The organism is Bacillus sp. mrc49, assembly GCF_002803435.1.
In genome coordinates this window covers 1-336 of the sequence record NZ_PHNG01000063.1, presented here as the reverse complement: position 1 = coordinate 336, position 336 = coordinate 1, and the positions used below count along the sequence as shown (strand labels likewise).

1 protein-coding gene is annotated in these 336 nt (G+C 42.0%); it reads right to left on the bottom strand.

Annotated elements, in window-relative coordinates; all coding sequences use genetic code 11:
• A partial coding sequence (locus CVN76_RS00475; protein ID WP_232732031.1) for a toxin Cry1Ac domain D-VI-related protein occupies positions 1–336 on the bottom strand: 336 nt, incomplete at both ends.

Genomic DNA, 336 nt, shown 5'->3' with positions numbered 1-336 from the left:
TATTGACTGCTGCCTGAGCTTCGTCAACCGCGGCTTGATTGGTATTTCCTTTCAATGTGTCGAACTTGTTATCCGTGAACAGGTCTTCTACTTTTTTCTTGGCATCAGCTTGGTCTTTTTCTGCTTGTTCTTTTTTCTTCAATAAATCCTTCGCTTCGTTCACTAAATTTTGTAAACGGTCTTTTTCCGCACCAGCTGGCAATTTATTGACTGCTGCCTGAGCTTCGTCAACCGCGGCTTGATTGGTACTTCCTTTCAATGTGTCGAACTTGTTATCCGTGAACAGGTCTTCTACTTTTTTCTTCGCATCAGCTTGTTCTTTTTCTGCTTCTTCTT